Source organism: Succinimonas sp. (assembly GCF_045225735.1).
Taxonomy (GTDB): Bacteria; Pseudomonadota; Gammaproteobacteria; order Enterobacterales; family Succinivibrionaceae; genus Succinimonas.
On sequence record NZ_JBGVBR010000241.1, the window covers coordinates 1 to 2,806 of the forward strand.

At 53.8% G+C, this 2,806-nt stretch carries 3 protein-coding genes; all 3 read left to right on the forward strand.

All coding sequences use genetic code 11. The features are described 5' to 3' along the window. Nucleotides 1-1,111 (forward strand): tetratricopeptide repeat protein (locus ACJROR_RS08320; protein ID WP_406546725.1); only part of this gene is annotated, 1,111 nt, incomplete at its 5' end. A 109-nt stretch (nt 1,112-1,220) separates the two neighbouring features. Further along, on the forward strand, nt 1,221-2,054 hold the full coding sequence (locus tag ACJROR_RS08325; protein ID WP_406546726.1) for a M48 family metalloprotease: 834 nt from the start codon (nt 1,221-1,223) through the stop codon (nt 2,052-2,054). Continuing rightward, complete coding sequence (locus ACJROR_RS08330; RefSeq protein WP_406041249.1) at nt 2,039-2,572, forward strand: GNAT family N-acetyltransferase; 534 nt, start codon at nt 2,039-2,041, stop codon at nt 2,570-2,572. Before ACJROR_RS08325 ends, ACJROR_RS08330 begins: the two co-directional genes overlap by 16 nt. Nucleotides 2,573-2,806 lie beyond the last annotated feature (234 nt).

The following is a 2,806-nucleotide window of genomic DNA, read 5'->3' on the forward strand; positions in this document are numbered from 1 at the left end:
CGACAAGGCGGCTGTCTGGAAGGAGGAGCGCGCGCTGCACTTCCTGGACAAGTATCATGCGGTAAGAGACGTGCAGATCAAGGCCGAAGCCGGTGACCCCGCAGGCATGTTCGAGTATGCCAAGTGGCTCCTGAATCAGAAGGATGAAGAATCTCAGAAGCTGGGTCTCAGCTGGGCCCGCAAATCAGCCCTCCTTAACAACACCGACGGTCAGGCTCTGTTCGCCACGGTGCTTTACGAAAACAAGGATTACGCCAATGCCATGATCTGGTTTGAGAAATCAGCCAAGGGCGGCAATACCGATGCCGAATACTATGTGGGCATCATGTATTTCCAGGGCCAAGGAGTGATGCGCAATCCTTCTCAGGGCATTGAAAACCTCCGCAAGGCCGCTGACAAGGGCAGCGCTCTGGCGCAATTCGAGCTGGGACGTCTCTACATTAACGGCGACAAGGATACTGTCCGGGCGCTTTCAGAAGCTCAGGCGGTGGACTATATCAGCCAGGCTGCCGGTCAGAACATGCTGGAAGCGCAGTATCTGCTGGGTACCATGTACGAAAACGGCCTTGGCGTGAAGCAGGACTACCAGAGAGCCATGAACATCTACCGTCTGGCTGCTCTTCATGATCATGTAGGAGCCGAATCCAAGCTGGGCGAGCTTTATGTAACCCACGGCAATGCGCAGCAGAAGGAAGAAGGCATTAAGTGGCTCACCAAAGCCATCGAGGAGCATGACGACGCCATGGCCAAGACCTATCTGGCCTATGCCTACAAGGAAGGCTTCGGCGTTAATCAGAACTTCAACCAGGCCTACAAGTGGTACCGCGAGGCTGCCGATGTGGACGTAGCCGTTGCTCAGTTCAATCTCGGCATCATGATTGCCAACGGCCACGGCGAACCCCGGGACATGAGCAAGTCCGCCTACTGGGTGGAACAGGCCGCCTATAACAATCTGGTTCCTGCCATGGTGGCTCTGTCCCTGTTCTACAAGAACGGCGCCGGCGTGGAGAAAGACGATGCCAAGGCCCGTTTCTGGATCGAAAAAGCCAGAACGCTGGATCCGAAAATCGATGTCAAGAAGATTGCCGAGCTCTTTAAGCTGAAAAGCTGAGAACTGAGTCCGGTTTATCTTTAACCGCTGTTGAATACTTATGAAAGCCGGAGCATTATGCTTTGGCTTTTTTTGAATTAATCACCATACCGGAGATAATGAGAATTTTATGAAATGTCTTAAGTTTCTCGCTTTGGCTGTGACTGCCGGTCTCATAGTCACGGGCTGCAATTCCATGAGCGGCCAGAAGGGCGGCGCCCGGGGTTTTGATTACACCCAGATGCTGAGCCTGACCAAAACCTACCACAAGGAACTGGGCACCCTTAACATGACGGCCACCGGACACAAGCCCCAGCGCCGTTCCGTGGAATGCCATATCCGCAATCTGACCCGTTCCGTAGGCGGCGCCTTCGCCGGGCTCCGCTCCGAATGGCGCACGGAAATCCTCCGGGAATGCAGCGTCAATGCCGCTCTTATCAATGACGGCACCTTTATTGTCTCCAACTGCCTCTCGGATCTCCTGCCCGATCAGGACGAAGTCGCCTATGTTGTGGCTCATGCTCTGGCTCATTCTCTCATGGAGCATGATAACGAAAGAGCCACCCGTCTCCTTAAGACCCCCATAAGCGAGGCCGGCGGACTGGAAGCCTTCAAATTCTCTCTTTATCTCCGCGCTCCTGAAAATTTTGCTTCCTTCTCCAATGCCCTGGGACTGGTGATTGACCCCGCCCGCAACGCTCCTTACACTCCGGAACAGGAAAAGGCCGCGGACACCCTGGCTCTCCAGCTCATGGCCAATTCGGGCTATAACCCTTCGGCAATTCTTCTTTTCTGGCAGAATGTTAACCGGAATCCCGATTATAAGGGAGAGGACTATGCAGTGCTGCATCCCCATACCGATGAATATCTGAAGGAAATCAGCGCCAATCTGGATGCTCTGGTGCAGGTTTATCGCACGGCCAGAAAGGATTACGGGAGAGTGCCCCAGTGTCAATTCAAGTAGCAGTTCCCGTCAGCGAAGAGTTCTGGGATATGGCCCGGGTGGAACATCGTTCCCAGCAGGAGCTGGAATTTGCCAATGCCGGGGATCATATCAGAAACAACGTGCTCCTCAACTATGAGCAGCTGGGAACCCTCTGGATGACCCGGGTGAACAGCAGCATCTATCATAACCTCGTGCTCCGGGATACTGATGCCAAAACCGTGGTGGGGCTGGTGTGCTATCAGTACTATATGGGGAATGCCTATATCCGTTCCTTTTATCTCCTGCCCGGATATGAGAACCGCCATCTGGGACAGCTGCTCCTGAATGCCATGCTGAAGGAGGTAAAAAAATCCCGGAAGGCCGCCACGGTGCGGCTGGAGGTTTTTGAAACCAACGCCATGGCCCGGAGATTCTACGAAAGAAACGGCTTCCGGTACCGGGAATTTGATTTTCCGGCCCAGCTGGGAGGATCCGCCCGGAACAGCTTTGATCAGTACGGGATGCCCATTCTCCATATGGTGCTCCCCCTTAACTGATGTGTTGCTGACTTAGCGTGTTTTTTGAAAAGAGGGCTTCTCTTGTATATCAGGCAGGGGAAGCCCTTTTTATGCCGTTCTCTCCGGCGCTTGCCATCTCCGGGAGGCACAGGGTAGCAGAGAATGCCTTCCCTTCATTTATTCCGCCGTTTCATCTGCTTGCGTCATTTCCAGCGTTTTCCATCGTTTCGGTCCTCCCTTTTCGACTGCTTTCAATCAGAGCTCTCTAATTCT

Bases quoted from the DNA above. Each gene is read 5' to 3' on its own strand.
- ACJROR_RS08325 (WP_406546726.1), top strand. From the start codon at position 1,221: ATGAAATGTCTTAAGTTTCTCGCTTTGGCTGTGACTGCCGGTCTCATA.